The organism is Streptomyces sp. NPDC002867 (assembly GCF_053591895.1).
The window spans coordinates 1-23080 of record NZ_JBSFUR010000048.1 but is presented as its reverse complement, the minus strand read 5'-3'; the positions used below and the strand labels follow the sequence as shown (position 1 = coordinate 23080).

Annotated in this window: 23 protein-coding genes, 1 pseudogene and 1 riboswitch; of the genes and pseudogenes, 12 read left to right on the top strand and 12 right to left on the bottom strand. The window is 71.4% G+C overall.

Translation table 11 applies throughout. The features are described from left to right. Positions 1–4: 4 nt before the first annotated feature. Positions 5–499, bottom strand: coding sequence for a carboxymuconolactone decarboxylase family protein (locus ACWD0A_RS29475; protein ID WP_451302974.1), 495 nt, complete (start codon positions 497–499; stop codon positions 5–7). Between the two features lie 47 nt (positions 500–546). Between ACWD0A_RS29475 and pdxR the strand changes: the two genes are divergently transcribed. Further along, on the top strand, positions 547–1956 hold the full coding sequence (gene pdxR, locus ACWD0A_RS29470; RefSeq protein ID WP_451302972.1) for a MocR-like pyridoxine biosynthesis transcription factor PdxR: 1410 nt from the start codon (positions 547–549) through the stop codon (positions 1954–1956). A gap of 81 nt (positions 1957–2037) precedes the next feature. On the opposite strand, the gene rocD is transcribed toward pdxR, so the two are convergent. Next, positions 2038–3243, bottom strand: a complete 1206-nt coding sequence (rocD, locus tag ACWD0A_RS29465) for an ornithine--oxo-acid transaminase (protein ID WP_451302970.1) — start codon at positions 3241–3243, stop codon at positions 2038–2040. 230 nt (positions 3244–3473) lie between these two features. Continuing rightward, positions 3474–3563: riboswitch (ZMP/ZTP riboswitch) on the top strand. Between the two features lie 38 nt (positions 3564–3601). On the opposite strand from rocD, the gene ACWD0A_RS29460 reads away from it, so the two are divergent. The 4 genes from ACWD0A_RS29460 to ACWD0A_RS29445 all read left to right on the top strand — a co-directional run bounded on the left by ACWD0A_RS29460 (position 3602) and on the right by ACWD0A_RS29445 (position 8090). Continuing rightward, positions 3602–4870: a serine hydroxymethyltransferase gene (locus ACWD0A_RS29460; protein WP_451303009.1), complete on the top strand. Its 1269-nt coding sequence runs from the start codon at positions 3602–3604 to the stop codon at positions 4868–4870. A gap of 452 nt (positions 4871–5322) precedes the next feature. Further along, a complete protein-coding gene (trpS, locus tag ACWD0A_RS29455) occupies positions 5323–6333 on the top strand; it encodes a tryptophan--tRNA ligase (protein WP_451302968.1) in 1011 nt (336 codons plus the stop codon). Positions 6334–6526: 193 nt separating this feature from the next. Continuing rightward, positions 6527–7108: a 2'-5' RNA ligase family protein gene (locus ACWD0A_RS29450; protein WP_451302966.1), complete on the top strand. Its 582-nt coding sequence runs from the start codon at positions 6527–6529 to the stop codon at positions 7106–7108. Between the two features lie 64 nt (positions 7109–7172). After that, positions 7173–8090, top strand: coding sequence for a YihY/virulence factor BrkB family protein (locus tag ACWD0A_RS29445; protein WP_451302964.1), 918 nt, complete (start codon positions 7173–7175; stop codon positions 8088–8090). Here the strand turns inward: ACWD0A_RS29445 and ACWD0A_RS29440 are convergent. Next, the gene (locus tag ACWD0A_RS29440) at positions 8038–9477 is read right to left on the bottom strand and encodes a D-alanyl-D-alanine carboxypeptidase (protein WP_451302962.1); all 1440 of its coding nucleotides are present in this window, start codon (positions 9475–9477) and stop codon (positions 8038–8040) included. The two genes, ACWD0A_RS29445 and ACWD0A_RS29440, sit on opposite strands and share 53 nt — an antisense overlap. On the opposite strand from ACWD0A_RS29440, the gene ACWD0A_RS29435 reads away from it, so the two are divergent. Both ACWD0A_RS29435 and ACWD0A_RS29430 read left to right on the top strand, forming a co-directional pair. Continuing rightward, complete coding sequence (locus ACWD0A_RS29435) at positions 9416–9670, top strand: SCO4848 family membrane protein (RefSeq protein ID WP_307713886.1); 255 nt, start codon at positions 9416–9418, stop codon at positions 9668–9670. The two genes, ACWD0A_RS29440 and ACWD0A_RS29435, sit on opposite strands and share 62 nt — an antisense overlap. A gap of 12 nt (positions 9671–9682) precedes the next feature. Continuing rightward, positions 9683–11083, top strand: coding sequence for a metallophosphoesterase (locus ACWD0A_RS29430; protein WP_451302960.1), 1401 nt, complete (start codon positions 9683–9685; stop codon positions 11081–11083). 113 nt (positions 11084–11196) lie between these two features. On the opposite strand, the gene ACWD0A_RS29425 is transcribed toward ACWD0A_RS29430, so the two are convergent. The 3 genes from ACWD0A_RS29425 to ACWD0A_RS29415 are packed head-to-tail and all read right to left on the bottom strand — an operon-like array spanning position 11197 to position 12847. Further along, positions 11197–11982 carry a TetR family transcriptional regulator gene (locus ACWD0A_RS29425; RefSeq protein WP_451302958.1) on the bottom strand — a complete coding sequence of 262 codons (786 nt, stop codon included), beginning with the start codon at positions 11980–11982 and terminating at the stop codon, positions 11197–11199. Between the two features lie 11 nt (positions 11983–11993). Continuing rightward, positions 11994–12407 carry a thiol-disulfide oxidoreductase DCC family protein gene (locus ACWD0A_RS29420; protein WP_451302956.1) on the bottom strand — a complete coding sequence of 138 codons (414 nt, stop codon included), beginning with the start codon at positions 12405–12407 and terminating at the stop codon, positions 11994–11996. Further along, positions 12404–12847 (bottom strand): hypothetical protein, encoded by a 444-nt coding sequence (locus ACWD0A_RS29415; protein ID WP_307713882.1) that lies wholly within the window; start codon positions 12845–12847, stop codon positions 12404–12406. Before ACWD0A_RS29415 ends, ACWD0A_RS29420 begins: the two co-directional genes overlap by 4 nt. 158 nt (positions 12848–13005) lie before the next feature. Here ACWD0A_RS29415 and ACWD0A_RS29410 point away from each other — a divergent pair, with 158 nt between their 5' ends. Then, entirely contained in the window at positions 13006–13308 is a 303-nt protein-coding gene (locus ACWD0A_RS29410; RefSeq protein ID WP_451302954.1) for a hypothetical protein, read from the top strand. Position 13309: 1 nt separating this feature from the next. Then, positions 13310–15517, top strand: coding sequence for a DUF4132 domain-containing protein (locus tag ACWD0A_RS29405; protein ID WP_451302952.1), 2208 nt, complete (start codon positions 13310–13312; stop codon positions 15515–15517). Positions 15518–15585: 68 nt separating this feature from the next. Here ACWD0A_RS29405 and ACWD0A_RS29400 read toward each other — a convergent pair whose 3' ends face one another. From ACWD0A_RS29400 to ACWD0A_RS29375, 6 genes are all read right to left on the bottom strand, one after another. Further along, positions 15586–16134: a hypothetical protein gene (locus ACWD0A_RS29400; RefSeq protein WP_177153366.1), complete on the bottom strand. Its 549-nt coding sequence runs from the start codon at positions 16132–16134 to the stop codon at positions 15586–15588. Between the two features lie 167 nt (positions 16135–16301). After that, a complete protein-coding gene (locus ACWD0A_RS29395) occupies positions 16302–17063 on the bottom strand; it encodes a succinate dehydrogenase iron-sulfur subunit (RefSeq protein WP_307713879.1) in 762 nt (253 codons plus the stop codon). Further along, positions 17063–18817, bottom strand: coding sequence for a succinate dehydrogenase flavoprotein subunit (gene sdhA / locus ACWD0A_RS29390; RefSeq protein WP_451302950.1), 1755 nt, complete (start codon positions 18815–18817; stop codon positions 17063–17065). The genes ACWD0A_RS29395 and sdhA overlap by 1 nt, the downstream gene beginning before the upstream one ends. Before the next feature lie 24 nt (positions 18818–18841). Beyond that, on the bottom strand, positions 18842–19318 hold the full coding sequence (locus ACWD0A_RS29385) for a succinate dehydrogenase hydrophobic membrane anchor subunit (RefSeq protein ID WP_307713877.1): 477 nt from the start codon (positions 19316–19318) through the stop codon (positions 18842–18844). Between the two features lie 8 nt (positions 19319–19326). Continuing rightward, the gene (sdhC, locus tag ACWD0A_RS29380) at positions 19327–19707 is read right to left on the bottom strand and encodes a succinate dehydrogenase, cytochrome b556 subunit (RefSeq protein ID WP_307713876.1); all 381 of its coding nucleotides are present in this window, start codon (positions 19705–19707) and stop codon (positions 19327–19329) included. A 201-nt stretch (positions 19708–19908) separates the two neighbouring features. Next, entirely contained in the window at positions 19909–20316 is a 408-nt protein-coding gene (locus tag ACWD0A_RS29375; RefSeq protein WP_451303007.1) for a 2-oxo-4-hydroxy-4-carboxy-5-ureidoimidazoline decarboxylase, read from the bottom strand. 372 nt (positions 20317–20688) lie between these two features. On the opposite strand from ACWD0A_RS29375, the gene ACWD0A_RS29370 reads away from it, so the two are divergent. The 3 genes and pseudogenes from ACWD0A_RS29370 to ACWD0A_RS29360 form a co-directional block, all read left to right on the top strand. Further along, positions 20689–22284 carry a beta-N-acetylhexosaminidase gene (locus tag ACWD0A_RS29370; RefSeq protein WP_451302947.1) on the top strand — a complete coding sequence of 532 codons (1596 nt, stop codon included), beginning with the start codon at positions 20689–20691 and terminating at the stop codon, positions 22282–22284. Positions 22285–22405: 121 nt separating this feature from the next. Next, positions 22406–22924, top strand: coding sequence for a hypothetical protein (locus tag ACWD0A_RS29365; RefSeq protein WP_451302945.1), 519 nt, complete (start codon positions 22406–22408; stop codon positions 22922–22924). A gap of 61 nt (positions 22925–22985) precedes the next feature. Further along, positions 22986–23080, top strand: a pseudogene (locus ACWD0A_RS29360) (RapZ C-terminal domain-containing protein); the annotation flags it as partial.

Below are 23080 nucleotides of genomic sequence, written 5' to 3'. Positions count from 1 at the left end.
ACCTTCAGTGCTTCAGCGAGCCGGGAGCGTAGTGGCCGGGGGCGAGCCGGCCGGTCACGCCGAAGCGGTTCCAGAGGTTGATCACCGCGATCGACGCGATGAGATGGGCCAGTTCGGTCTCGTCGAAGTGCTTGGCCGCCTTCTCGTAGACCTCGTCGGGCACGAAACCGTCCGTCAGCACGGTCACCGCCTCGGTCAGTTCGAGTGCGGCGAGCTCCTTCTCGGTGTAGAAGTGCCGCGACTCCTCCCACGCGCTCAGCTGCACGATCCGCTCCACCGACTCGCCCGCGGCCAGCGCGTCCTTGCTGTGCATGTCGAGGCAGAACGCGCAGTGGTTGATCTGCGAGGCGCGGATCTTCACCAGTTCCAGCAGGGTCGGGTCGAGGTTCTTCCGGGCGGCCCCGTCCAGCCGGACCACGGCCTTGTAGACGTCGGGGAGGAGTTCGGAGACGCGGATACGCGGCTGGACCTCGGTGGCGTACGTGTCGTTCGTCGTCATGGCTACGACCGTACGGGCCGTGTGGCTCAGCGGTATGGTCCATTCTCATGACGGATTCCTGGGCCACTTTCGGGGCCGACCTGCATCTGGAACTGCGTGGCACCCGGCTGCGCAGCGGACTCATGGACGCCCTGCGGGAGGCGGTCCGCACCGGCAGGCTCATGCCCGGCACCCGGCTGCCGTCGTCCCGCTCCCTCGCCGCCGACCTGGGCGTCGCCCGCAACACCGTCGCCGACGCCTACGCGGAACTGGCCGCCGAGGGCTGGCTCGTCGCACAGCAGGGCTCGGGAACCCGGGTCGCCCAGAGATCCGCGCCGCGCAAGCCGCCGTCGGGGGAGACCCGGGTGCGGGCGCGGCCCGCACGCCGCGGGCCCGCCTACAGCCTGAAGCCGGGCAGCCCCGACCTCGCGTCGTTCCCGCGCGCGGAATGGCTCAAGGCCGCGCGCAGGGCGCTGACCGCCGCGCCCCACGAGGCGTTCGGCTACGGCGACCCGCGCGGACGCATCGAACTGCGGACCGTGCTCGCCGACTACCTGGCCCGCGCGCGCGGTGTGTACGCCGCGCCCGAACGGGTCGTCGTCTGCAACGGCTTCGTCCACGGCCTGATGCTGGTGGGCAGGATCCTCAGGCAACGGCGGGTGCGGGAGGTGGCCGTCGAGTCCTACGGGCTCGACGTCCACTGGAACCTGCTGACCGGGGCCGGGCTCGGCACGCCCGCTCTGCCCTTCGACGACGCCGGCACGTGCACGGAGGGGCTGGGCGGGATGCGGGGCGTGGGCGCGGTGCTGATGACGCCCGCGCACCAGTTCCCGCTGGGCGTTCCCCTGCATCCCGACCGGCGCGCCGCGGCCGTCGACTGGGCGCGCAGGACGGGCGGCCTGATTCTCGAGGACGACTACGACGGCGAGTTCCGCTACGACCGCCAGCCCGTCGGCGCCCTCCAGGGACTCGACCCCGAACGCGTCGTCTACATGGGCACGGCGAGCAAGTCCCTTGCGCCGGGGCTGCGGCTGGGGTGGATGGTGCTGCCGGAGAGCATGGTCGGCGAGGCCCTGGAGGCCAAGGGCCGCGAGGAGTGGACCTCCGGCGCGCTGGACCAGCTGACGCTGGCGGAGTTCATCGCCTCGGGCGCGTACGACCGGCACGTACGCGGGATGCGGCTGCGCTACCGGCGGCGGCGCGACCAGCTGGTGGCGGCGCTGGCGGAGCGTGCCCCCGCCGTCCGCGTCAGCGGGATCGCCGCCGGGCTGCACGCGGTGCTCGAACTCCCGCCGGGCACCGAGCGCCAGGCCGTCCGCTCCGCCGCCTGGCACGGCCTCGCGCTGCACGGCCTCTCGAACTTCCGCCACGCCGACGCGCGCGCCGCCGACCGTGAGGGACTCGTCGTCGGGTACGCGACGCCGCCGGACAGCGCCTGGGCGGGAGCGCTGGAGGCGCTGTGCAAGTCGCTGGAGTAGCCGGGGCCCCGACGGCCGGCGGCGGCCTGGAGGGGGCCGGCCGGCGAATGCCCGCGGCGGGTGAACCGCGCGGGTCGCGGCTCACTCCGTGAGGACCGCCCGGAGCTGGTCGAGTCCCCAGTCCAGGTCCTCCTTGCTGATCACCAGCGGGGGCGCGATCCGGATCGTCGCACCGTGGGTGTCCTTGACGAGAACACCGCGGTCCATCAGCTTCTCCGAGATCTCCCGGCCCGTGCCCAGGCCCGGCGCGACGTCCACACCCGCCCACAGCCCGCGCCCGCGCACCTCCGTCACGACGCCGCTCTCCGCCAGCAGGCGGAGTTCACGGTGCAGGTGCTCGCCCAGTGCGGCCGCCCGTGCCTGGAACTCGCCGGTGCGCAGCATCGCGATGACCTCCAGCGCCACCGCGCAGGCCAGCGGATTGCCGCCGAACGTCGACCCGTGCTCGCCCGGCCGGAACACCCCGAGGACCTCGGCGGACGAGACGACCGCCGACACCGGCACCACACCGCCGCCGAGCGCCTTGCCCAGCACGTACACGTCCGGCACGACTCCCTCGTGCTCGCACGCGAACGTCTTTCCCGTCCGCCCCAGGCCCGACTGGATCTCGTCCGCCACGAACAGCACTCCGCGCTCCCGGGTGAGCCGGCGCACTCCGGGGAGGTAGCCGTGCGGCGGGACCAGCACCCCGGCCTCGCCCTGGACGGGCTCCAGGAGCACCGCCACCGTGTTCGCGGACATGGCCGCCTCGAGCGCGGTCAGGTCGCCGTACGGCACGATCTCGAAGCCGGGCGTGTACGGGCCGTAGTCCGCCCGGGCCTCGTGGTCGGTCGAGAAACTGATCAGCGTGGTCGTGCGGCCGTGGAAGTTGTTCGCCGCGACGATGATCTTCGCCTGGCCCTGGGGGATGCCCTTGACCCGGTAGCCCCACTTCCGCACGGTCTTCACCGCCGTCTCCACCGCCTCCGCGCCGGTGTTCATCGGCAGCACCGTCTCCATGCCGCACAGCTCGGCCAGTTGGGCGCAGAAGTCCCCGAACCGGTCGTGGTGGAAGGCGCGGGAGGTGAGCGTGACCCGGTCCATCTGGGCCTTGGCCGCGTCGATCAGCCGGCGGTTGCCGTGGCCGAAGTTCAGGGCCGAGTAGCCGGCGAGCATGTCGAGGAACCGGCGCCCCTCGACGTCGGTCATCCAGGCGCCGTCGGCCGAGGCGACGACGACCGGGAGGGGGTGGTAGTTGTGCGCGGTGTGCGCCTCCGCGGAGGCGAAGGCGGAACTCGTGGTCGACACGGGTGCTCCGATCGTCGGGACGGACCAGCCTGCGAGGGACGGCGCCCCCTGGAGGGTGCCCGGATCCGGGGGTTTGCTCCCGTTTCTATCGTCGCTCGCCATGCGGACGGGTAAACCGGGCTGTCGGCGTGCCCGCTAGGCCCTGTCCGGTCGATCCCGCCGGATCAGCGGATGTGCGTGCCAGGGCACGCGAGCCCGGCACGATCGGCCGGGGAGGGGCTAGGGTGGGCGGTACGTGCGGCGACTGGCGTACGGGGAACCGACCCCGAGGAAGCCGCGCGGGGAAGTAACGCGTGGTGTCGATCGCCTGGGCACCCCGGGACCACGACCGATGTCACGGACCGTCCCGGAGGACACCATGGCCCTTCCCCTGCCGCACCCCGCGCTCGCCGCCGCCGACCCCGAACTCGCCGCCCTCGTCGGCGCCGAGGAACTGCTCCAGGCCGACACCCTGCGACTGATCCCCAGCGAGAACTACGTCTCGGCCGCCGTGCTGGAGGCATCCGGCACGGTCCTGCAGAACAAGTACAGCGAGGGCTACGCGGGCCGCCGCTACTACGAGGGCCAGCAGAACATCGACCAGGTCGAACGGCTCGCCGTCGCCCGTGCCACGTCCCTCTTCGGCGTCGACCACGCCAACGTCCAGCCCTACTCCGGCTCCCCGGCCAACCTCGCCGTCTACCTCGCCTTCGCCCAGCCCGGCGACACCGTGATGGGCATGGCGCTGCCGATGGGCGGCCACCTCACGCACGGCTGGGGCGTCTCGGCCACCGGCACGTGGTTCCGCGGTGTGCAGTACGGCGTGCGCCACGACGACGGGCTCATCGACTTCGACCAGGTGCGCGACCTCGCCTTCAAGGAGCGGCCCAAGGTCATCTTCTGCGGCGGCACCGCGCTGCCCCGCACCATCGACTTCGCCGCCTTCGCCGGGATCGCACGCGAGGTCGGCGCGGTGCTGGTCGCCGACGTCGCCCACATCGCCGGTCTCATCGCGGGCGGCGCCCACCCGTCGCCCGTGCCGCACGTCGACGTCGTGTCCACCACCACCCACAAGACCCTGCGCGGGCCGCGCGGCGCCATGCTGATGTGCCGCGAGGAGCACGCCAAGGCCGTCGACAAGGCCGTCTTCCCGGGTCTCCAGGGCGGCCCGCACAACCAGACCACCGCCGCGATCGCCGTCGCCCTCCACGAGGCGGCCCAGCCCTCCTTCCGCGACTACGCCCACGCCGTCGTGGCCAACGCCGAGGCGCTCGCCGCCGAGCTGCTCGCGCGCGGCTTCGACCTGGTCTCCGGCGGTACCGACAACCACCTGATCCTGATCGACCTCACCTCCAAGGACGTCCCCGGCAAGGTGGCGGCCAAGGCGCTCGACCGGGCCGGGATCGTCGTGAACTACAACACCGTGCCCTTCGACCCGCGCAAGCCGTTCGACCCGTCCGGCATCCGCATCGGCACCCCGTCGCTGACCTCCCGCGGCCTTCGCACGGAGCACATGGCCGCGGTCGCCGAGTGGATCGACCGCGGTGTCGCGGCGGCGGCCAAGGGCGACGAGACCGCGCTGGCCGCGATCCGCGCGGAGGTGTCCGACCTGATGTCGGCGCACCCGGCACCGGGCCTGCCCGCGTAGCCCGAGGCGGCCGGTCCGGGTCGGTTCCGGGGCGGTCCGGTCCCGGTCCGGCCGGCGGCCCGGACAGCCGGTCGGCCGGGCCGGTCCTGGCGTCCCGGCCCGGCCCACCACCGTCCGTCCGCGGAGCTCGACGCCGCTGCCGTCGGCTTCCGGCTCCGTGGACGGGCTGCGCTGCGCCCACGGCGCCGGACCGCCCGCCCCGGAGCCGGCGGCTCGCCGCCGAGCAGGAGCGCCTCACGACCGGCGACGGCGCGGCCCGCACGGCGGAGCGCACTGTGTTCCTCGTCTCATCGGCCACGCTCCGCAGCAGCCACCGTCCGAACCCCTCCCCCTGCCTCGTGCAAGGAATGCACCGGCGGCCGGACGTCGGTTCCACACCTGAGAGAATGTGGAGCATGGCCTCAGTTCGCCCGCCCGTCGCCCACCACCACCCTCAGGGGAATGGCACCGCCATGCAGCGTCGACCTCGTGTGCTCTCCGGAATCCAGCCCACCGCCGGCTCGTTCCACCTCGGCAACTACCTCGGCGCCGTCCGCCAGTGGGTGGCCCTCCAGGAGTCCCACGACGCGTTCTACATGGTCGTGGACCTGCACGCGATCACCGTGCCGCAGGACCCCGCCGAGCTGCGTGCCAACACCAGGCTCGCCGCCGCCCAGCTGCTCGCCGCGGGGCTCGACCCTGAGCGCTGCACGCTGTTCGTGCAGAGCCATGTGCCCGAGCACGCCCAGCTGGCGTGGGTGATGAACTGCCTGACGGGCTTCGGCGAGGCGTCCCGGATGACGCAGTTCAAGGACAAGTCCGCCAAGCAGGGCGCCGATCGCGCCTCGGTCGGCCTGTTCACGTACCCGATCCTGCAGGTCGCGGACATCCTGCTGTACCAGGCCAACGAGGTCCCGGTCGGCGAGGACCAGCGCCAGCACATCGAGCTGACCCGCGACCTGGCCGAGCGTTTCAACGGCCGCTTCGGCGACACGTTCACCGTCCCCGCGCCGCACATCCTCAAGGAGACGGCGAAGATCTACGACCTCCAGGACCCGTCGATCAAGATGAGCAAGTCGGCCTCCACGCCGAAGGGCCTCATCAACCTGCTCGACGAGCCGAAGACGACCGCGAAGAAGGTCAGGAGCGCGGTCACCGACACGGACACCGTGATCCGTTTCGACGCGGTCGAGAAGCCGGGCATCAGCAACCTGCTCAGCATCTACTCCACCCTCACGGGTACGGCTGTGGCCGATCTGGAGCGGAAGTACGAGGGCAAGGGCTACGGTGCGCTCAAGACGGACCTCGCCGAGGTGATGGTCGAATTCGTCACACCGTTCCGCACCCGGACACAGGAATACCTGGACGACACGGAGACGCTGGACTCCATCCTGGCCAAGGGCGCGGAGAAGGCCCGCGCGGTGGCCGCGGAGACGCTGGCCACCACGTACGAGCGGGTGGGCTTCCTCCCCGCCAAGCACTGAGCGCGAGGACCGGCGAGCACCGAGCGCGCCCGGACGCGCACCGAGCGCACACCGGAAGGCCGCCGGGCGGAAGGAGTCGAAGGACCTGTGTCCAAGGACTCTGGCCGAACCGGCGGTACAGCCGCCACACTGGCGCTGCACACCCGCGCAGGCTGTCGACAGCAGCCCGCGCACCGAGACTGAGGAGAACGACGTGGGGACCGTAACGCTCGGCGTTTCGATCGCGGTCCCGGAGCCGTACGGCAGCCTGCTCCAGGAGCGGCGTGCGGGCTTCGGGGATCCCGCCGCGCACGGCATTCCGACTCACGTCACCCTCCTGCCGCCGACCGAGGTCGACTCCGCCGCGCTGCCCGCGGTGGAGGCGCACCTCGCGGCCGTCGCGGCGGCCGGGCGATCGTTCCGGATGCGCCTGTCCGGCACGGGCACGTTCCGCCCGCTGTCGCCCGTCGTCTTCGTCCAGGTCGTCGAAGGCGGCTCGGCCTGCTGGTGGCTCCAGCAGCGGGTGCGGGACGCGTCCGGCCCGCTGGTGCGCGAGCTGCAGTTCCCGTACCACCCGCATGTCACCGTCGCCCACGGCATCTCCGAGGAGGCGATGGACCGGGCGTACGAGGAGCTGTCGGAGTACGCCGCCGAGTGGACCTGCGCCTCCTTCGCCCTGTACGAGCAGGGCGCGGACGGCGTGTGGCGCAAGCTGCGCACCTTCGCCTTCGGGGGCGGCGTCCCCGGAGTCCCCGCTCAGGGCGCACCGGTCGACGAGCGGGCCACCACCGCCTGACTGCCTCGCCGCCGTACCGGCAGGTCGGGGCACTGGCGGCGCGATCGCCGGGTAGGCGTACGGCATGGACTGGCTGATCAAGCTCCCCGTCGTCGGCCCGCTCGCCGCCCGCCTGATGCGCACGCACGCCTGGCGCAGCTACGAGACCCTGGAGCGGGTGCACTGGACGCGGCTGGCCGCGGCCGTCACGTTCCTCAGCTTCCTCGCCCTCTTCCCGCTGATCACGGTGGCCGCCGCGATCGGTGCCGGGCTGCTCGACCAGGAAGCGCTGGACACGCTGAAGAACAAGATCTCCGACCAGGTGCCGGGCATCTCCGACCAGGTCGACATCAACGGCCTCGTCGCCAACGCGGGCACGGTGGGGGCGGTCGCCGGCGCCCTGCTGCTGCTCACCGGCATCGGCTGGGTCGGCTCGATACGGGACTGTCTGCGGGCCGTGTGGGAGCTCGACGACCAGGACGAGGGCAATCCGCTGGTCCGCAAGCTCAAGGACGCGGGCGTGCTGGCCGGCCTCGGAGGCATCGGTCTGGCCTCGCTCGCCGCCTCCGCGCTCGGCTCCACGGCGGTCGGTTGGAGCGCGGAGAGGCTGGACCTGGAGGAGGGCGGGATCGGCGGCGTCCTCCTGCGCATCGCCGCCCTCGTGGTCGCCGTGCTCGCCGACTTCCTGATCCTGCTCTACGTCCTGACGCTGCTGCCCGGTGTGCAGCCGCCGCGCCACCGGCTGGTCGTGGCCGCCCTGATCGGCGCGGTCGGCTTCGAACTGCTCAAGATGCTGCTCGGCGGCTACATGCAGGGCGTCGCGACCCGCAGCATGTACGGCGCCTTCGGCGTGCCGATCGCGCTCCTGCTCTGGATCAACTTCACCGCCAAACTGCTGCTGTTCTGCGCCGCCTGGACGGCGACGCGGAGCAGCGGCGACGGCGACGACGTCAGGAGCGCGGGAGGCGGCGCATCCTCTCGGGAAGCGGCCAGCGCCGCTTGACGAGGAACGCGCCTGCGGCCACCAGCACCAGCACGCCGGCCGCGACGGCGAGCGCGATGCCCATGCCGCCCGAGCCGTGCTGGGCGGCGGCCACGGGCTTCACGGGCGCCCCCTTGCCGTCCTTGACCGGCTCGGGCGTCGGAGCCGTCCCGGCCGACTTCGGCGGCACCAGTTCACCCACCGGGGTCACCTTGCCGGCCGCCGCGAAGCCCCAGTCGAACAGCCGGGCGGTCTCCTTGTAGACGGCCTGGCTCTCCTCGGACTCCGGGTTCATGACCGTCACGAGCAGGACCCGGCCGTCCCGTTCGGCGACACCGGTGAACGTCGCTCCGGCGTGCGTGGTGTTGCCGTTCTTGATGCCCGCGATGCCCTTGTACGGCTCGATCCCGACGGCCCCGGTGAGCAGGCGGTTGGTGTTCTGGATCTCGAAAGAGTCGCGCTCCTCGCCCTCCTTCTGCTCCCCGGGGAAGCTCGCGCGGACCGTGGAGGAGTACTCGCGGAAGTCCTTCTTCTGCATGCCGCTGCGGGCGATCAGCGTGAGGTCGTACGCGGAGGAGACCTGACCGGGGGCGTCGTAGCCGTCCGGGGAGACGACGCGCGTGTCGAGTGCCTGCAGCTCGTCGGCGTGCGCCTGCATGTCCTGGACCGTCTTGGCCATGCCGCCGTTCATCTCCGTCAGCACGTGCACGGCGTCGTTGCCGGAGCGCAGGAACACGCCGAGCCACAGGTCGTGGACCGTGTAGGTGTGGTCCTCCTTGACCCCGACGAGACTGCTGCCCTCGCCGACGTCCGCGAGGTCCTGGGCGGTCACCCGGTGAACGGTGTTCTTGGGCAGCTTGGGCAGCACTGTGTCCGCGAAGAGCATCTTCATCGTCGAGGCGGGGGGCAGGCGCCAGTGTGCGTTGTGGGCGGCGAGCACGTCGCCGCTCTCGGCGTCCGCGACGATCCACGAACGGCCGCTGACGTCCTTCGGCAGGACCGGCGCGCCCGCGCCGAGTCGGACCTGCGTGCCCGGCTTGCCCAGTTGGGCCCCTCCGACCGTCGACATGGTGGCCGGCGGCTTGGGCTGTTTGGTGCCTGGCTTGTCGTCGAGCGTCGCCCCGGACGCGGGTGCGGCGGTCAGGGCGGGCAGCATCGCGGAGGCCACGGCGGCGAGCGCGGCTCTTCTCGCGAACGGTTTGAGGGCAGCAGACAGAGCAGACACGGACGAGAACGTACAGGGCGTTGCTGAAAATATGGAGATCGGCCCGCTGACCCGCCGGGAGCGACGCCGGGACAGAGCACCCCGCGAGGCCCGCTCGGCGGACGCCCGCGATACTTGACTCATGAAGCTCAGCCGCCCCGTGTCCTGGTTCCTGCTCGCGTTCGGGGTATGGAGCTGGTTCATCTGGATCACTTTCGTCAAGAACCTGTGGCAGGACGCCAGTGGGCTCGCGTTCGACGACGCGGGCGACCCGACCGGGTACTTCTGGGTCCATCTGCTGCTCGCCATCACGTCCTTTGTCCTGGGGACGGCCATCGGCATCATCGGGTTGCGCGGTCTGCGCGCATTGCGCCATGAGCGCACGCACAAGGGGTAGGGGAACGCGTTCGTGGTCGCTGTCGTCGTGCTCGTGATCATTCTGGTCGTCGCCCTGCTCGCGGGCGTGCATTGGTACGTGTGGCGCCGGCTGGTGCGCGACACGACCGCGCCGGGCGGGACCGCCCGCAGGGTCGGCACGGCGGTGATGTGGTTGCTGCCGCTGCTGTCGCTCGGCGCGCTGATGTCCGGCCGCGCGGGTGCACCGTTCGCGGTGCAGCAGGCGGTCGCCTGGCCCGGCTTCCTGTGGCTCGCGGTGCTGCTGTACCTGGTGCTGGCGCTGGTGGCGGGCGAGGCGGTGCGCCCTGTGCTGCGGCGTTACCTCGCCCGTCGCGCACCGGCCTCCGGCGACGCCGCGTCCGCGGGTGCTCCCGCCTCCGCCGCCGGGCCGGTCGCCACCCCGGCCGCCGTCTCGCAGGCGCCCGCCGGCGTCCTCGCCGAGGCCGCTGTTCCTGCCGGGCCCGCGAGCTCGTCCGGCGACGGGGCCGTCGCGACGAAGGCCCTCGTCCCGCCGGACACGGGCGACGCCGCGTCCGAGGCGACCCGTACGGACGCACCCATATCCGGCGACGCGGCCCGCGGGGCGCTCTCGCGGCGGCTGTTCGTCGCGCGGGTCGTCGGCGGCGCGGCCGCCACCGCCGCGCTGGGGACCGTCGGATACGGCACGTACGGCGTCCTGCGCGGCCCTCGCGTCAAGCGCGTCACCGTTCCGCTCGCCAAGCTGCCCCGCGCCGCCCACGGCTACCGCATCGCCGTCGTCAGCGACATCCACCTCGGGCCCATCCTGGGCCGCGCCCACACGCAGCGCATCGTCGACTCCATCAACGCGGCCCAGCCCGACCTCGTCGCCGTCGTGGGCGACCTCGTCGACGGCAGCGTCGCCGACCTCGGGCCCGCTGCCGAGCCGCTCGCCGGGCTCCGTTCGCGCGACGGCGCCTTCTTCGTGACAGGCAACCACGAGTACTTCTCGGGCGCGGACGCGTGGGTGGACCACGTCCGCGAGCTGGGCCTGCGGCCGCTGCGCAACGAACGCGTCGAGATCGCGGGCGGTTTCGACCTCGCCGGCGTCGACGACGTCGCGGGCGAGAGAGAGGGGCAGGGCCCCGACTTCGCGAAGGCGCTCGGTGACCGCGACCGCTCCCGCGCGGCCGTCCTCCTCGCGCACCAGCCCGTCGTCATCCACGACGCCGTCGAGCAGGGCGTGGACCTCCAGCTGTCCGGGCACACCCACGGCGGCCAGCTCTGGCCGGGAAACCTCCTCGCGGGCCTGGCCAATCCGACCGTCGCGGGTCTGGAGCGATACGGCGACACGCAGTTGTACGTCTCCCGCGGCGCGGGCGCGTGGGGCCCGCCGGTGCGCGTCGGGGCCTCGTCCGACATCACCGTCGTGGAGCTCGCCTCACGCCAGGCGTGACGGGGTGCGGGATCAGCCGGGCTGGCGTGGCCCGCGCCCGGTGCCTGTCGGACGGCGCGGGCGTGTGGAGGCTGTGGGAGCCGGACCGGCGGTGACCGCGGGCGGGTGTCCGCTCAGTCCTCGCCGCCCGCGTCCCGGGAGCCGGAGCCGGAGCCGGAGCCGGAGTCCGAGCCGTCGACGCCCGCCTTGCGGGCGGCGACGGTGTGCGCCATCCCGGGCAGGAAGTCCGTGAACAGCTCGTGCACCTCGCGCACCAGCGGCCGCAGCACCCGGAACCGGGCGAGCGCCACACCACGGGCGGTCAGCCGGGCGCCGCGGACGGCCAGCCGCCGGCTGCGCTCGCTGTTGTCGGAGCGGTCGAACACCCAGTACAGGACGAGGCCCATCTGGGAGAGCCACATCAGCTCCGGGAGGATGTCCCGCAGTTCCTCGGCCACCTTCGCCTTCGAGCCCGCGAGGACCTCGCGGTGGACGGCGATGGCCTCCTCGCGGGCGTGCTCCGACTCGGGGGAGAAGGGGCTGAGCGGGCTCTCGGGGTCGGCGGCGTTCTTGAAGAACTGCGCCGCGAACTCGTGGTAGGGCTCGGCGATGTCCAGCCAGGCGGTCAGGACGCCCGCCATCCGCGCCTCGAAGTCGGTCTCCTTGTCCAGAACGGGCCGGACCGCCGCGCGGTGCTCGGCGGCGATCCGGTCGTAGAAGCCCTGGACGAGGTGTTCCTTGGAGCCGAAGTAGTAGTACGCGTTCCCCACCGAGACGCCGGCCTCCTTGGCGATGGCCCGCATCGTGGTCTTGTCGTAACCACGTTCCTGGAAGAGGCGGAGCGCCGTCTCCAGGATCAGCGTGCGGGTCTGCTCGCTCTTGGGAGCCTTGGCCTCGGTGGGGTCCTTCGGATCAGTCACGGTGCCCGAGCCTAACGGGGGACGGCGCACTGCTCTGCGCAGGGCGACGCGGTGCCGGGACGGCCCACGGCCTCGCGGTACTTGGCCGCGGCGAGCATGGTCACGCGGACGAACGGCGCCCCCGCGGGGGTGGCCAGCCAGTGGGCCCTGGACCGGTACTCGGCCAGCGCCCACAGGCAGACCACCCAGGCGGCCTGGCCGGTGTAGATCTGGCCGCTGTCCCCGATCACGGTGATCTCCCGCAGCGTCCGGGCGTGATCGAGCTCCGGATACCTGCGCTGCGCCTCCACCGATCCGGCGGGTACGGCACGCAGCGGGACGAGCTGCCGCTGCCGCAGCAGCCAGCTGCGCAGGTGGACGCAGAGGGGGCAGTTCGCGTCGTAGAGGACGGTCAGTGTGCGGACCGGGGCGGCCACCGCCGTCACGCCCCGGCGGGACCGGCGGCCGGTCCCTTCCACGGGTCGGCGGAGGACTGCCGGGTCCAGCCCTGCGGTCCCACCGGCGGGGTCTGCTCGCGCTCCATGACACCGCGTCGGCGGATCTTGTTGAGCACGTAGACGTTGCCGAGGTGCATCACACCGAGGACCAGCAGCACGACGCCGATCTTCACCGACAGGGCCTCCAGGAGGCCGCGTGCGTCGGTGACCGCCTCGGAAGACCTCAGATAGAGGGCGACGAAGCCCAGGTTGACCAGGTAGAAGCCGACCACCAGCAGGTGGTTGACGGCGTCGGCGAGCTTCTCGTTCCCCTTGAGCACGTCGGCGAGGAAGACCCTGCCGTTCCGGCTGAGCGTGCGGGCGACCCAGATGGTGAGCGCCACGCTGATCAGCAGGTACGAGACGTACGCGACAACAGTGAGGTCCATGCCCCACCCTCCCTTGAACATGTTCAAAAGCTGATGGGCATGACTGTAGACCTCCTTTTGAACATGTTCAAGTCAGGTGTGGCGACGCGGGTCAGGGGCTGGGCGCGGGAGTTGCCCCGCCGCGGCTGATTGTCAGAGGGGGCTTCTACTCTTCCGGCATGGCACACGTGAGGTTCGTCGACGAGACGACATCGGGAACCCGGCGTGACGCCCTCGGACTCCATGTCGCCGAGGAGCGCCTCGCGCTGCGCGAGCTCATCCGGCGCCGCGCCGCCGAGGAGGCGGGCGCGGGGGGCGATGACCGGGAGCGGGCGGGCGAGCGTGCCGTCGAGGCCTTCGGTCAGGGCGGCTTCCTGGTGCTCGTCGGCGACCGCCAGATCACCGAGCTGGACGAGACCGTCGACCTCGGCGCCGCCACCGAGGTCACCTTCCTCCGGCTCGTCCCGCTGGTGGGTGGCTGACATGAGCCGTGCTCAGATCGCGCGCCGGAGCCGGATGGACGAGCTCGGCACCGCCCGCTCGCTGCACCAGTACCACGAGCTGATCACGCTGGTGCGCGAGGAGCAGGAGGCCGACGGCCGGTTGCCGGGTCCGTTCGTCGCGCTGCTGCGCCGCACCATGCTGGACACCTACGCCTACTCGCCCGAGCTGCAGGCCCTGCTCGACCGCATCGAGGACCCGGTGCTCAACCCGGGCGAGGCCTGGGCGGACCGGGCCCTCGCCGACGCCGCCGAGCTCGGGGACCCGGGTCGGCGGCTGCTCATGCACCTGAAGCAGGCCACTGCAGCCAAGCCGTCCGCCGCCTGGAACAGGACGGCGGCCGCGCTGATCGACGGGATCGGCACGGAGGCCGCCCGCCGCCTGGTGCTCGACTGGCTCGACCGCACCGGCTCGCCGCGCACCCATCCGCTGCACGTCGCCCCCCGGGACCACGACCACAACGCGCTGTTCGACCCGTACAACACCGACGCGCTGCGCGGCCTCGCCTGGCTCGCCGCGCTGCTGCCGCCGTCGCAGGACGTCGCCCGCGCGCTCGGCGCCCTCGTGGAGACCGCGCTGCGCAAGGTCCGCGGCGTCGGCCCCCGCGCCCCCAAGGTGGCGAACGCGGGCGTGACCGCCCTGTCCCTGGCGGACGGCGACGCCGCGCTCGCCGAGCTCGCCCGGCTGTCCACCCGGGTGACGTACAAGGGCACGCTCAAGCAGCTGGGCGCCGCGCTCGACGCCAAGGCCGAGGCCCTCGGCCTGACCCGCGAGGACATCGAGGAGCTGGCCGTCCCCTCGTACGGGCTCACCGAAGTGGGCCGGGGCGAGCGGCGACTGGGCGACAGCACCGCCGTCCTGGAGATCCGCGGCGGCAAAGCGGTCCTCACCTGGCGCACCGCCGCCGGCAAGACGGTCAAGTCCGTCCCCGCCGCCGTCCGGCGCGACTTCCCCGACGAGGTCAGGGAGCTGCGCGCCGCGGTCAAGGACATCGACAGGATGCTCACGGCCGTCTCGGAGCGCCTCGACCGGCTGTTCCTGGCCCGCCGCGGCTGGGAGTTCCGGAGCTGGCGCGAGCGCTTCCTCGACCACCCGCTCGTCGGCGCCCTCGCCCGCCGGCTGATCTGGCTCGTCGGGGACACACCCGTCGCGTTCGACGGCACGGACATCCGCACCCTCGAGGGCGACCCGGTCTGCGTCCCGAAGGCGGGGGCCCGCGTCGAGCTGTGGCATCCGGTGGGGCGGCCCGACCGCGAGATCGCGGCCTGGCGCGACCGGCTCGAACGGCTCGGCGTCACCCAGCCGTTCAAGCAGGCGCACCGCGAGGTGTATCCCCTCACCGACGCCGAGCGCACCACCGGGACGTACTCCAACCGCTTCGCCGGCCACATCCTCGGCCAGTACCAGTTCAACGCCCTGGCGGCGGTGCGCGGCTGGACTGCCAAGCTGCGGCTGTGCGTCGACGACGCGTACCCGCCGGCCGTCCGCGAGCTGCCCGAGTGGGGCCTGCGCGCGGAGTACTGGATCGAGGGCCTCGGCGGCAGCGAGGACGGCGACCTCACCGACTCGGGGGCATACGCCCGCATCACCACCGACCAGGTCCGCTTCCACCGGATCGACGCCCCGGCGAACTGGGCGCACGCGGGCGGCGGGGAGTACCGCCCGAGCACGAACCGGTTCAGCCGCACCGCGCCCGCCGAGCCGGTGCCGCTCAGCGAGGTCCCGGCGCTCGTGCTGTCCGAAGTCCTGCGCGACGTCGACCTGTTCGTCGGCGTCTCCTCCGTGGGCAACGACCCCACCTGGCAGGACGGCGGCCCCCGCGGCCGCTTCCGCGACTACTGGAGCGCGTACGGCTTCGGCGAGCTGTCCGCGACGGCCGCGACCCGCAGGGACCTGCTGACCCGGCTCGTGCCCCGGCTCGCGGCAGCCGACCGGTGCACGGTCGAGGGCCGCTTCCTCCACGTCCGCGGCGACCGCCACGCCTACCGCATCCACCTGGGCTCCGGCAACGTGCTGATCGACCCGCATGAGCGCTGTCTGTGCATCGTCCCCGAGCGGGGAGCGACCGCCGCGGACACCGGCTTCCTGCCGTTCGAGGGCGACCGGATGCTCACCGTGATCCTCAGCAAGGCGACACTGCTGGCGCGGGACTCCGAGATCACGGATCCGACGATACTGAGCCAGCTGTGATCCGCCGGGCCCTCGCCGGCTGACAGGCGAGGGCCCGGCGGACCGGGCAGGCGGGCTGCAGCCGCCGCTTACATGCTGCTCAGCGAGCGCGCGTAGTTGATCTGCCCCATCACCTGCTGGAAGGTCTCCGGGCCCCGCGCCGGGATCATCGTCGAGTGGTGCTTGCCGTTGCTGGTGACGGTGACCTGGATGAAGCCGGTCGTCTGCTTCTCCTTCATCAGCAGGAAGAGCAGACCGAGCAGGCAGAAGATGAAGAAGACGATGGCGAGCACGATCGCGTGCGTCGGGATCTTCTCCTCGGTGCGGGACATGTCCGTCGCGTTCCACACCGCGCCGCGCAGCGGCATCGACCCGGCGGGGGTCACGATCGAGTCGCCCATGACGGTGATGTCACCGATCGACACCAGCGGCTGACCGCCCGTCGGGGCGGGCGGGCCGCCCGTCACCGGGACCGGCACACCGGCGGGCTGCGTCTGGGCGTAGGAGGGAGGCGGGTCCTGGGGATAGCCGTAGCCCGGTGCCGCGTTCGGGTAGCCGTACGCCGGCGTCCCCGGCGGCTGCGTCGGCCCCCACTGGTACTCGGGCTCTCCGTCCCTGTACGGATTCGGCTCGGTCATCTCGTCCCCGCTTTCCTGCTGCGTCACGTCAGACGTCCCCCGATCCTGCCAGGTCCGCCCCCGGTCGGTGAAGCCCGTACGGCGATACGGGCAAGGGCCTCGACTCCACGGGCGGGAGTCGAGGCCCTTGACGCCACGTCACACGAAGATCTGTGGCATCTGTTGCATCAGAAGCGGCGCGTGATCAGCGCGCGCTTCACTTCCTGGATCGCCTTGGTGACCTCGATACCACGAGGGCAGGCGTCCGTGCAGTTGAACGTGGTGCGGCAACGCCACACGCCGTCCTTGTCGTTGAGGATCTCCAGGCGCTGCTCGCCCGCCTCGTCACGCGAGTCGAAGATGAAGCGGTGCGCGTTGACGATCGCCGCCGGGCCGAAGTACTGGCCGTCGTTCCAGAACACCGGGCACGAGGACGTGCACGCGGCGCACAGGATGCACTTGGTGGTGTCGTCGAAGCGCTCGCGGTCCTCGGCGGACTGCAGACGCTCACGCGTCGGCTCGTTGCCCTTGGTGACCAGGAACGGCATCACGTCGCGGTACGCCTGGAAGAACGGCTCCATGTCCACGACCAGGTCCTTGAGGACCGTCAGGCCCTTTATGGCCTCGATCGTGATGGGCTTCTCCGGGTTGATGTCCTTGATCAGCGTCTTGCAGGCGAGCCTGTTCTTGCCGTTGATCCGCATCGCGTCGGAGCCGCAGATGCCGTGCGCGCACGAGCGGCGGAAGGTCAGCGAGCCGTCGACGTCCCACTTGATCTTGTGGAGACCGTCGAGCACGCGCTCCTTGGGGTCGATCTCGATCTGGAAGTCCTCCCAGACCGCCGCGTCCGAGACCTCGGGGTTGAAGCGGCGGATCCGGAAGGTGACCGTGATGTACGGAGAGGCGGCCTTGGCCACCGCCTCGGCCTTGTCCATGACGGGGGTAGCCATCAGTACTTACGCTCCATCGGCTGGTAGCGGGTCTGGACGACCGGCTTGTAGTCGAGACGGACGGTCTCGGAGCCGTCGTCGCCCACCTCGCGGTACGCCATGGTGTGGCGCATGAAGTTGACGTCGTCCCGGTTCGGGAAGTCCTCGCGGTAGTGACCGCCGCGGGACTCCTTGCGGGCCAGGGCGGAGACGGCCATGACCTCGGCCAGGTCGAGCAGGTTGCCCAGCTCGATGGCCTCCAGCAGGTCCGTGTTGAACCGCTTGCCCTTGTCCTGGATGGACACGTTCAGGTACCGCTCGCGCAGCTCGGCGATCTTCTCGACCGCGGTCTTGATCGTCTGCTCGGTGCGGAACACCATCACGTTGGCGTCCATCGTCTCCTGGAGCTCCTTGCGCAGCACCGAGACGCGCTCCGAGCCCGTGGAGTTGCGCAGGCGCTCGACCTGCTCCTGGACGAACGACGCCGGGTTCTCGGGCAGGTCGACGTAGTCGGCCTTCGCGGAGTACTCGGCGGCGGCGATGCCGGCCCGCTTGCCGAAGACGTTGATGTCCAGCAGCGAGTTGGTGCCCAGGCGGTTGGCGCCGTGCACCGACACACAGGCGACCTCACCGGCGGCGTACAGACCGGGGACGACGGTGGTGTTGTCGCTGAGGACCTCACCCTCGACGTTGGTCGGGATGCCGCCCATGGCGTAGTGCGCGGTCGGCTGGATCGGGATCGGGTCCGTGTAGGGCTCGATGCCGAGGTACGTGCGCGCGAACTCCGTGATGTCCGGGAGCTTGGCGTCCAGCTGCTCCGGCGGCAGGTGGGTCAGGTCCAGGAAGACGTGGTCGCCCTCGGGACCGCAGCCGCGGCCCTCGCGGATCTCCGTGTAGATGGAGCGCGAGACGACGTCACGGGACGCGAGGTCCTTCATGACCGGCGCGTACTTCTCCATGAAGCGCTCGCCGTCCTTGTTGCGGAGGATGCCGCCCTCACCGCGGGCGCCCTCCGTCAGCAGGATGCCCATGCGCCAGATGCCCGTCGGGTGGAACTGGAAGAACTCCATGTCCTCCAGCGGCAGACCGCGGCGGTAGCAGGCGGCCTGGCCGTCACCGGTCAGGGTGTGCGCGTTGGAGGTCACCTTGAAGAACTTGCCGGTGCCGCCGGACGCGTAGATCACGGCCTTGGCCTGGAAGACGTGGATCTCGCCGGTGGCCAGCTCGTAGGCGACCACACCGGCGGACTTCTTGACGCCGTCGACCTCGGTGATCAGCTGGTCCAGGACGTAGAACTCGTTGAAGAACTCCACGCCCTCCTTGACGCAGTTCTGGTACAGCGTCTGGAGGATCATGTGGCCGGTGCGGTCCGCGGCGTAGCAGGACCGGCGGACCGGGGCCTCGCCGTGGTTGCGGGAGTGACCGCCGAAGCGGCGCTGGTCGATGGTGCCGTTCGGGGTCCGGTTGAACGGCAGGCCCATCTTCTCCAGGTCGAGGACGGCGTCGATGGCCTCCTTCGCCAGGATCTCGGCGGCGTCCTGGTCGACCAGGTAGTCACCGCCCTTGACCGTGTCGAAGGTGTGCCACTCCCAGTTGTCCTCCTCCACGTTCGCCAGCGCGGCGGCCATGCCGCCCTGCGCGGCGCCCGTGTGGGAGCGGGTCGGGTAGAGCTTCGTCAGCACGGCGGTGCGGCTGCGCTTCGTCGCCTCGATGGCGGCGCGCATGCCGGCGCCGCCGGCGCCGACGATGACGGTGTCGTACTTGTGGATCTTCATGAGTGGATTACCTCAGCCCCGTGCCTAGCGGATGTTCGGGTCGAAGGTGAAGATCACCAGCGTGCCCAGAAGGATGGTGAACACCGTGGCGGTGTACAGCAGGCCCTTGAGCCACAGACGCGTGTTCGCGCGCTCCGCGTAGTCGTTGATGACAGTGCGGAGGCCGTTGGCGCCGTGCAGCATGGCAAGCCACAGCATCAGCAGGTCCCAGGTCTGCCAGAACGGGGACGCCCAGCGGCCGGCCACGAAGGCGAAGCCGATCTTGGAGACGCCGCCGTCGAGCACCAGCTGGATCAGCAGGTGGCCGATGACCAGGACGACGAGGACGATGCCCGAGAGGCGCATGAAGAGCCATGCGGCCATCTCGAAGTTGCCCCGGGTCGACTTCGGGGTCTTCTTGGTGCGCTTGCGCGGGGCCTCGATGTACGGGGCCGGGTTGTCGACGTCATAGACGCGCCCGCCCTCGACCTCGCCGATCGAGGAAGAAACCTCAGTGGACATCTCTCGCCTCAGCTCCCGAACAGTTCACGAGCGGCATGGCCGAGCACGGGGTACAGCGCTCCAGCCATCAGCACAATCCAGACGGCCATCACGGTCCAGAGCATCTGCTTCTGGTAGCGCGGGCCCTTGGACCAGAAGTCCACGGCGATGACACGCAGGCCGTTGAGCGCGTGGAAGAGAATCGCGGCGACGAGGCCGTATTCGAGCAGCGCGACGATCGGCGTCTTGTAGGTGGCGACGACCTCGTCGTACGCCTCGGGGGAGACGCGGACGAGCGCGGTGTCCAGCACGTGTACGAACAGGAAGAAGAAGATGAGGACGCCGGTGACTCGGTGAGCCACCCAGGACCACATTCCTTCCCGGCCGCGGTACAGCGTTCCAGCCGGCACGGAAGAACCCTCCGGGAGCGGGGATTGGGGCCTGCCGGCTTGGGGTGTCGGTCTGGCCCGGCCGGGTACGGTCCACCGGCCCCGGCCATCGTAGCGACGTGTTGTCGGTTCGTTCGCGCCGGGTCCACAGGTGTGATCAAACAGGCAGCCAAAAGGCCCGGACGGGCTAGACGCGGCGCCATGCGGACACCCGACGTCGGACTACGGACGGTCGGCCATGGCCCGGGCCACCCGGGCGCGCGCGAGGGCGCGCAGTTCGTCTGCGGAAACGGACCGTTCTTCGTCAGGTTCGTGGGAGAGCCGGCTGTGAATACCGGTGAGTAGTTGATCGAGATGCTCGTCCGGGCCGTACTTGTCGAGACAGATGACGAACGCGTGCCCGAATCGGCTCTCGTAAGCGGCGTGCGCGGCCGCGAGCGCGGTGTGCGCCGCCTGGGGTGCGCGGGGGTGCAGGGCGGCGGAGGACTCGCGGGACAGCGCCTCGTGCATGTCGGTGGGGGGGAGGTCGTACCCGGCCTCGTCGCAGGCGGCCAGCAGCGCATCGAGGTCGGGGTAGGGCCGGTGGGCGGCGACCCGGCGGGCCCAGCGGAGGCTTCCGCAGCAGGTCAGCAGCAGGGCCTCGGCGGCCTCGGCCGGTGCGCCGTTGAAGTGCGCGAGTCCCGTCGGCGTGCCGTGCCGCGGCGGTATGGGCGAGGGGGCGAGAGTGCTCCGGGTGGAGCGGAGTGCCGACGGTCGCTCAGGGGTGCCGGCGCGGGAATCGCTGGACAGCGGGGACTCCTCGAAAAGCCAGCGGGACGGCTGGAAAGGGAGGGAAGGATGAATCGCAACGCTATCGACGGGTGTCGAGAGTTGTCCGATGGATGCGCCAATTTCACCCGAACGGGAGAGTTTGGGCTCATGCGATGGACGCCGAGGGTGGAGGCTGGACAGGACGGTCGGTGTACTTCGATCGGGTTCATCCGCATCCGGGAGGTTGTGCGCATGATGAGGCGTTCGCGAAAGAGGCAGGTCACCGCGGCGATGGCCGCCGCCGTCGCCGTCCTCTCGGGCACCGTGACCGGCTGCTCCGACGACGGACGGGCGGCACCCCTCCCCTCCCCGGACCGGGCCGCACCCGGCACTCCGTCCCCCACCCCGAGCCCCACCCGCAGCTACGCCCTGTCGAGACCGCCCGCCACCATCCCCTCCGTACGCGACCACCAGGCCGCCCGCGGCCCCGGCTGGAGCCGCACGGCGGACAGCGCCGTCGTCGTCGCCAAGGGCAGCGAGGAGCTGGCGGACGAGGGCCGCCTGATCGCCCAGGAGCTGAAGCTGGGCTTCCGGGGCACGAACACGGCCCGCTCCGGCGACGTGGAGCTGGCGCTCACGGGCGGCGGCGCCCCCGAGTCGTACACCCTGGCCACCCGGGGCGGACGGGTCCGCATCACCGGCCCCGACCAGGCCGGCGTCTTCTACGGGACCCGCACCCTCAAGCAGGCCGTGCGCTCCGGCGGCGCGATGCCCGAAGGCGTCGTACGCGACCGGCCCGACCGCCCCCAGCGCGGACTGAACGTCGACATCGCCCGCAAGCACTTCACCGCCGGATGGATTGAGGACCGGCTGCGCGAGATGGCCGACCTCAAGCTGAACCAGCTCGGGCTGCACTTCTCCGACGACCAGGCCTTCCGCATCCAGTCCGACTCGCACCCCGAGATCGTCTCCGATCCGCATCTGACCAAGGCCGAGGTCCGCCGCATCCTGGCGCTCGCCGCCCGGCTGCACATCACCGTCGTCGGCGAGATCGACTCGCCCGGACACCTGGGCGCCGTGCTGCGCGCCCATCCGCAGCTCCAGCTGCGCAACGTGCAGGGAGTGCCCCGGCAGGGCGCGATCGACATCTCGAACCCCGGGGCCGCGAAGATCGTCGACGACCTGCTGCGCGAGTACACCGCGCTGTTCGGGGGCGCGTGGTTCCACGTCGGCGCCGACGAGTACCAGGCGCTGACCGTGAGCAATCCGGCCGCTTCTTACCCGCAGCTGGCGACGGCCGCCCGCGAGAAGTACGGCGCCGGAGCCGGCGTCCAGGACCTGGCCGAGGGCTGGCTGAACGACCGCGCGGCCGTGGTGCGCGACCGGAAGAAGCAGCCCAAGGCGTGGAACGACGGGTTCTTCACCGGGGGAGTGGTGAGCGCCGACAAGAACATCGAGGTCGAGTACTGGACGGGCAAGGAGATCGGGGCGCGCCCGCCCGACGAGTATCTGGCCGAGGGCCGCAAGCTGGTGAACCTCAACGACGAGTACCTCTACTACGTGCTCGGTGAGCCGAACCAGTTCACGTACCCGACCGGCCGCCGGATCTACGAGGAGTGGACACCGCTGGTGCTGCGCGGCACCCAGCCGGTGCCGCAGCGGTACTCGTCGCAGATCCTCGGCGGCCGCTTCGCCGTCTGGTGCGACCTCGCGAACTCCCAGACGCAGGACCAGGTCGCGGCGGGTATCCGCCGGCCGCTCCAGGCCACGGCCCAGAAGCTGTGGGACCCGCGCGTGCCCGCGCGCGACTGGCAGTCCTTCACGGAGCTGGCGCGGACGCTGGGCTGAGCACGGGGCGGACGAGCGCGGGACAATTTCGTTGAGTATTGGACTTCAGTCACAGAGTGACGCATTCGAGCCATCGGGCGCTGTAAGAGCAGTGACTTCGTCGCCGATGGGAGGCGTCCGTATGACGTCCGAGAGCCTGACGGAACTGATCGCAGGGGCGGACGAGCGCGCTCTCGCCGCGAGCGGGCTCGCCTGCCTGGACCGCTGCCTGCCGCTGCTCGTGGACGAGATGGACGTGCTCCGCCCGCTGTGGTCCGGCATCGCCGCGGGCGAGGACGGCTGGGCGGATCGGCTCGCCACCGCCAGGGCCGCCCTCGACGCCGTTCCCGCCGCGGACGAGGCGGCCGCACCGGTACGGCAGATGATCGGTGCCGCGCCCTCCGAGTGGGTGGCCGAACGGCTCGCCGAGTGGGCGGCGGCGTGCTCCGCCCTGGCGCTCGCGGTCCATCAGGAGCTCGACCCGACCGACGGCGCCGACGGGCCCCTCGTCGCGGGGGAGGAGCGGCGCCAGATACAGATTCTCGAGATCCTCCTGGCGACCGAGGGCGCCGCCGGCCTGCGCCGTGCCATGGACCTGGCCACCGAGGGCCGGCGGGTGCTGCGCGCGGCGCTGTCCCGCAAAGCACGCTCCCAGTCCTGACCGACGTCCCAGGACGTCCCGGGACTTACCGGAACGACGGCGGCGGCCGGCGCCCCGTCAGGGGTTCAAGTACGGACTCCCCGTCGACGCCGACCTCGTCGTCGACATGCGCTTCCTGCCCAACCCGCACTGGGTCCCCGAGCTGCGCCCCTTCAC